4 protein-coding genes and 2 rRNA genes (1 of these 6 only partly in view) are annotated in these 6,055 nt (G+C 60.0%); 2 read left to right on the top strand and 4 right to left on the bottom strand.

Annotation, left to right across the window (positions count from 1 at the left end):
* Together ACN9MV_RS29195 and rrf are read left to right on the top strand one after the other, a co-directional pair.
* A 23S ribosomal RNA gene (locus tag ACN9MV_RS29195) occupies positions 1-1,264 on the top strand (it extends 1,609 nt beyond the left edge of the window).
* A gap of 127 nt (positions 1,265-1,391) precedes the next feature.
* Positions 1,392-1,504: ribosomal RNA gene (rrf, locus tag ACN9MV_RS29190) — 5S ribosomal RNA — on the top strand.
* Positions 1,505-1,578: 74 nt separating this feature from the next.
* Here rrf and ACN9MV_RS29185 read toward each other — a convergent pair.
* From ACN9MV_RS29185 to ACN9MV_RS29170, 4 genes are all read right to left on the bottom strand, one after another.
* Positions 1,579-2,511, bottom strand: a complete 933-nt coding sequence (locus ACN9MV_RS29185; RefSeq protein ID WP_426390559.1) for an MBL fold metallo-hydrolase — start codon at positions 2,509-2,511, stop codon at positions 1,579-1,581.
* Positions 2,512-4,206 carry an AMP-binding protein gene (locus ACN9MV_RS29180; RefSeq protein ID WP_426390558.1) on the bottom strand — a complete coding sequence of 565 codons (1,695 nt, stop codon included), beginning with the start codon at positions 4,204-4,206 and terminating at the stop codon, positions 2,512-2,514. It abuts the gene before it with no gap.
* Positions 4,207-4,332: 126 nt separating this feature from the next.
* A complete protein-coding gene (gene phhA / locus ACN9MV_RS29175; RefSeq protein WP_093078303.1) occupies positions 4,333-5,205 on the bottom strand; it encodes a phenylalanine 4-monooxygenase in 873 nt (290 codons plus the stop codon).
* Positions 5,206-5,220: 15 nt separating this feature from the next.
* Positions 5,221-6,024 (bottom strand): transporter substrate-binding domain-containing protein, encoded by an 804-nt coding sequence (locus ACN9MV_RS29170; RefSeq protein ID WP_093059824.1) that lies wholly within the window; start codon positions 6,022-6,024, stop codon positions 5,221-5,223.
* Between the last annotated feature and the right edge of the window lie 31 nt (positions 6,025-6,055).

Here is a 6,055-nt window from a genome sequence, read left to right as displayed (position 1 = left end):
GAGATGAGTATTCTAAGGCGCTTGAGAGAACTCAGGAGAAGGAACTCGGCAAATTGACACCGTAACTTCGGAAGAAGGTGTGCCCTATTAGTGTGAAGTGAACAACGGAGCATGAATGGGTTGCAAAAAATCGGTGGCTGCGACTGTTTATTAAAAACACAGCACTCTGCAAACACGAAAGTGGACGTATAGGGTGTGACGCCTGCCCGGTGCTGGAAGATTAAATGATGGGGTGCAAGCTCTTGATTGAAGTCCCAGTAAACGGCGGCCGTAACTATAACGGTCCTAAGGTAGCGAAATTCCTTGTCGGGTAAGTTCCGACCTGCACGAATGGCGTAACGATGGCCACACTGTCTCCTCCTGAGACTCAGCGAAGTTGAAATGTTTGTGATGATGCAATCTCCCCGCGGAAAGACGGAAAGACCCCATGAACCTTTACTGTAGCTTTGTATTGGACTTTGAACAGATCTGTGTAGGATAGGTGGGAGGCTTTGAAGCAGGGTCGCTAGATCTTGTGGAGCCAACGTTGAAATACCACCCTGGTGTGTTTGAGGTTCTAACCTAGGTCCATTATCTGGATCGGGGACAGTGCATGGTAGGCAGTTTGACTGGGGCGGTCTCCTCCCAAAGCGTAACGGAGGAGTTCGAAGGTACGCTAGTTACGGTCGGACATCGTGACGATAGTGCAATGGCATAAGCGTGCTTAACTGCGAGACTGACAAGTCGAGCAGATGCGAAAGCAGGACATAGTGATCCGGTGGTTCTGTATGGAAGGGCCATCGCTCAACGGATAAAAGGTACTCTGGGGATAACAGGCTGATACCGCCCAAGAGTTCATATCGACGGCGGTGTTTGGCACCTCGATGTCGGCTCATCTCATCCTGGGGCTGTAGCCGGTCCCAAGGGTATGGCTGTTCGCCATTTAAAGAGGTACGTGAGCTGGGTTTAAAACGTCGTGAGACAGTTTGGTCCCTATCTTCCGTGGGCGCTGCAGATTTGAGGAAGCCTGCTCCTAGTACGAGAGGACCGGAGTGGACACACCTCTGGTGTATCGGTTGTCACGCCAGTGGCATTGCCGAGTAGCTAAGTGTGGAAGAGATAACCGCTGAAAGCATCTAAGCGGGAAACTCGTTTCAAGATGAGATCTGCCGGGGCCTTGAGCCCCCTAAAGAGTCGTTCAAGACCAGGACGTTGATAGGTCAGGTGTGGAAGCGCAGTAATGCGTTAAGCTAACTGATACTAATTGCTCGTGCGGCTTGACCCTATAACTTTGATCAGTCTGATCAAGGTGTTATGCCAAGTTGACGCATTCAAAACAATTCGCCAAAGCTGATTCCAAACTCTATGAATTCGTTTGATTGATCGCGTGATCAGTCAGACAACCCTTTATGCCTGATGACCATAGCGACGTGGTACCACTCCTTCCCATCCCGAACAGGACAGTGAAACGCGTCAGCGCCGATGATAGTGCGGGTTCCCGTGTGAAAGTAGGTCATCGTCAGGCTCTTACAGCCCAGAAACCCCCAGTCAGAAATGACTGGGGGTTTTTGCTTTGGAGGGGCTCAATCAGGAAGCGAATTAGGTATTGCGAATACCTGGAGTGCTCATCTCAGCTGCGCCTGCAGCAACCAATTCCGCCAAGATCTCCTTAGTCAATTGATCTAAATCGACAACGCCGAAAAAGCGTGATCGAATGGCTTCGAGATAAGCGGTGCTTTGCAACCAGGCATTCCAATCCGCGGCAGAGATCGATTGCACCTCCAGCAGCTTGAACTTCATCAACACCTTGATGGCGTGCCGTGCGTGCTTCACGGGATCGCGCTGCAAGCCATCGAGCCGCCGACGCGCGACGGACAAGGCCTTATCGACGTCATCGAAAACAGCGCCATGCCCCGGAATCACCTGCTTCGGTGCAAGTTCCCCTATCAGATTCAGCGTCGCGCCCACTTCTTCGAACGACGGTTCGCCGGCCAGTTCGGGAAACGCAATGCCAAATCCGTTCTCCCACAGGGCATCCGCTGAAATCAGCGTCCGTGATTCCGCGTCGAACAGAATGACCGAATGAGGATCGTGGCCTGGTGCGGCATGCACCTGCCACGGCCTGTCCCCGAGCACGCATTCCGTCCCAGGCTGCAGCAACCCCGTAAAGCCAAATCGTGGACACGTCTGCCCCGTAGCCAAGAAACTCAACCCGCGTTGATCCCAACGCTCCACCAGTGCAGCCTCGCCTGGCGGAATGTCCGTGCGAGCCAATGGATAGCGCGCCTGCAGCGCCGCGTTCCCCCCGCAATGGTCGCTGTGAAGATGCGTATTCAGGATGCGATCGAGCGGCCGCTCCTTCAGTACCGATTCGACCAAGGCCAAGGTCTGATCGGCATGCGTCGCATACCCGGTATCGACCATGGCCGTCTCTTCATCGCCCACGAACAGAACATTGTTCGAAGACAACCATCCTCGCTCGAACACCATGACATTCGCCGGCAGCCCGGCGCTCGCCGACGAATGACTCATTCAGGCGACTGCAGCGGTGCGAAGCTCACGGCGCAGGATCTTCCCCACATTGGTTTTCGGCAGCGATTCCCGGAACTCGATGTGCTTCGGCCGCTTGTAGCCCGTGAGCTGCGAGTGACAGTACTGGAGCACGGCATCTTCGGTCAGCGTCGGATCCCTGCGGACCACGAAGACCTTGATGGCCTCGCCCTGCTTCTCATCAGGCACACCCACCGCCGCGCACTCCACAACGCCAGGGCACAACGAAATCACGTTCTCGAGCTCGTTCGGGAACACGTTGAAACCGCTCACCAGAATCATGTCTTTCTTGCGGTCGACGATGCGGCTGTAGCCGTCTTCCTGCATCACGGCGATATCCCCGGTGCGCATGAAGCCGTCCGTGGTGAACGCTGCTGCAGTCTCGGCGGGCTGGTTGTAGTAGCCCGTCATCACGTTCGGCCCCTTGATGCAGAGCTCGCCAGACTGGCCGATCGGCAGCGAATTTCCGTCATCGTCCTTGATCGCGATCTCAATGCTGGGCAACGGTAGCCCAATCGTCCCGGTGAACCTGGTGTTCGATACCGGATTGTTCGTCCCGATCGCGCAGGTCTCACTCATGCCCCAGCCTTCGATCATCGGACAGCCGGTGGCCTCGAACCACTTGCGCGCCGTACCTTCCGAGGCGGCCATGCCGCCCGCCTGCGAAACGAACAGCGTCGAGAAGTCGATCGATTTGAACTCTGGGTGCATCAATAGCGCATTGAACAGCGTGTTCACCGCCGGCAGCATGTGGAACGGCCGCTTCTTGAGCACAGCAATGAACTTGTTGAAGTCCCGCGGGTTCGGAATCAGCGTCATGTGCGAGCCCTGGCGGATCACCAGCAGGCACAGCGTCAGCGCGAAGATGTGATACAGCGGCAGCGCCGCGATGCTGTTGACCTTCGCTAGATCGCCGGCGCGCGACAGCGCCGGCGTGAACCAAGCCTCGGCCTGCAGCGTTGCCGCGACGATGTTGCGATGGGTCAGCACCGCGCCTTTCGACAGGCCGGTCGTGCCGCCCGTGTACTGCAGGAACGCGATCGAATCGAGCGTGCTTTGATTGGGGCCCAGCGTGCGGCCGCGTCCTTCGGAAATGGCCTGGGTGAAGGGCGTCACCGTGCGCCCATCGCTCAACGGCAACTTGTAGGCCGGCACGAGCTTCGCCAGATGGCGCACCGCCACAGTGATCCACGCGCCGTACAACCCACCCAGCAGGTCGCCCATCGACGTCATGACCACATGCTTCACGGGCGTACGCTCGATCACCTTTTCAAGCGTTGCCGCGAAGTTCTCGAGGATGACGATGGCCGTTGCCCCGGAGTCCTTCAGCTGGTGCTCCAGCTCCCGCGCCGTGTACAGCGGATTGACGTTGACGCAGGTGTAGCCCGCACGAAGCACGCCGCACATGGTGACCGCAAACTGCGGAATGTTGGGCAGCATGATCGCCACGCGCGCCCCAGGCTCGAGCCCGCGCGACTGAAGCCAGGCGCCCATTGCCTTCGACAGCGTGTCGAGCTCCCCGTAGGACATCCAGCGCTCCATGCAGACTGAGAACGGCCGGTCGGCATAACGGCCGAAGGCCTCGTCGAACATGTGAGGCAACGACCGGTACTGCTCGGGATTGATTTCGTGCGGTACGCCGGCCGGATAGTTTTGTTGCGCGGATGTTGTCTGCATGCAAGCTCCTTTGGCGCGGATTGTGGGAGGCAGTGCGCCTCCGCCGCCAGCGGGCTTGTCCTAGGGAGCGGACGTGTGCTGTCGCGCGCGCGATAGCTGCGCGGCTGCAATCATCCCTTCAGGAATTCAGGCCTTGCCCGATTCGCCCGGCAGCAGCACCCCAGCCTCGATGTCGGACTCGACCTTCAGCGACTCGTACAACGGCGTGAAGTCGGGTGCCGTGAAGTCGAACAGCTGCGCAAAGCTGTCGATCACGAAGTAGTTGGCCTGGTAGGTGTCGATCTTGTAGCGCGTGCGCATGGTGCGCAGCAGGTCCAGCGGCAGCCGGCGCGGCTCGTCGCTGAGCACCGCGTGCTTCAGCTCGCCCACCGAGCTCAGGATGCCGGCGCCGTAAGCGCGCAGGCCGTCTGGCTGGCGGATCAGCCCGAACTCCACCGTGTACCAGTAGAGCCGCGCGAGCTTCTCGCCAGCGCCCAGTTCGTGCGCCTTGATGCCGCCTGCGCCGTAGCGCTGCACGTAGTCGGCGAAGGTCGGGTCGAACAGCATCGGCACGTGGCCGAACAGGTCATGGAACACGTCGGGCTCGACGATGTAGTCGAACTCTTCGGGCTTGCGGATCCAGTCGGTCACCGGAAACTTGCGGTTCGCGAGCAGCGTGAAGAACGGCAGCTCCGGAATCAGCCCCGGCACCGCCACGATCTCCCAGCCCGTTGCGCGGTGCAGCCGTTCGTTGAGTTCCTCGAAGCGCGGGATGCGGTCCTTCACGCCGAGCGAAGGCAGTGCCTTGATGAAGGCGTCGCAGGCCAGCCCCGGCAACTGCGCTGCCTGGCGCTCATAGAGCCGGCGGTACGTGTCGTGATCGGCCTCTGTATAGCTGGCCCAGTCCTGCGGGCAGGTGTAGTCGGCCAGCACCGCGCCGCCGCGCGAGTAGTCGCCGCGGGGCGGGCGGTCCGAGGCGCCGTAGACGGCAGGGGTGACAACAGCGGCAGGGGTTTCCATGAGATCGGTCTTGAGTTACTTGAGCCAGCGGTCCATCGTGCGCTGGAAGTCGCCGCCGGCTTGCTGCAGGTGCAGCCATTGGTCGACATACGACTTGAAGGCCACGTCGTCGCGCGGCAGCATCCAGGCCATTTCGCCGTACTGCAGCGGCTTGTCGGGGTTGATCGCGCACAGGCCCGGCTTGAGCTTTTGCTGCGTGATGGCCTCGGCCGCTTCGGTCACGAACACGTCGGCGCGGTTGGCGAGGATCTCGTCGAAGATCGTCACGTTCTCGCCGTGCAGCGTGAGCTTGGCCTGCTTGAAATTGGTCCGGGCGAAGCGTTCGTTGCTGCCGCCCGGGTTGAAGATGACGCGCACCGACGGCTTGTCGATGGCGGCCACGCTCTGGTACTTGGACACGTCCGCGCAGCGCGCAATGGGCGTCTTGCCGTTGACCATGTAGGGGGCGCTGAAGAAGGCGCGCTTCTGCCTGTCGGTGGTGACCGACACGCCGCCCACGGCGATGTCGCACTTGCCGGCGCTCAGGTCGGGCAGCAGGTTGGCCCAGGTGGTCTTGACCCACTCGGGCTTCGCGCCGAGGCTGGCGCTGAAGCCAGTCATCAGGTCGACGTCGATGCCCTCGAAGGCGCCGTCCGTCTTCTGGAAGCTGAAGGGCTTGTAATCGCCCGGCGTGCAGATGCGCAGCACCGCGGCCTTCTGCACCGCATCGAGGTGCGAGCCGGCCACCGGCGCGGCCGCCGGAGCCATGGCACAACCCGAAAGAACGGCGGCAGCTGCCGCGATGAAGGTCAAACCGATTGAAGACGTAAAGCTGCGCATGCGGGCTCCAGAAGCAATAAGGGAAGGGGCC

It is taken from the genome of Variovorax sp. R-27 (assembly GCF_049913215.1).
Classification (GTDB): domain Bacteria; phylum Pseudomonadota; class Gammaproteobacteria; order Burkholderiales; family Burkholderiaceae_C; genus Variovorax.
Note: the sequence above shows the minus strand (reverse complement) of the source record. Positions and strands in the feature narration are given on the sequence as shown.

What these genes read in the sequence shown, in the direction of transcription:
- ACN9MV_RS29185 (WP_426390559.1), bottom strand. Translation starts at nt 2,511, where the DNA reads ATGAGTCATTCGTCGGCGAGCGCCGGGCTGCCGGCGAATGTCATGGTG.
- ACN9MV_RS29180 (WP_426390558.1), bottom strand. Translation starts at nt 4,206, where the DNA reads ATGCAGACAACATCCGCGCAACAAAACTATCCGGCCGGCGTACCGCAC.
- phhA (WP_093078303.1), bottom strand. Translation starts at nt 5,205, where the DNA reads ATGGAAACCCCTGCCGCTGTTGTCACCCCTGCCGTCTACGGCGCCTCG.
- ACN9MV_RS29170 (WP_093059824.1), bottom strand. Translation starts at nt 6,024, where the DNA reads ATGCGCAGCTTTACGTCTTCAATCGGTTTGACCTTCATCGCGGCAGCT.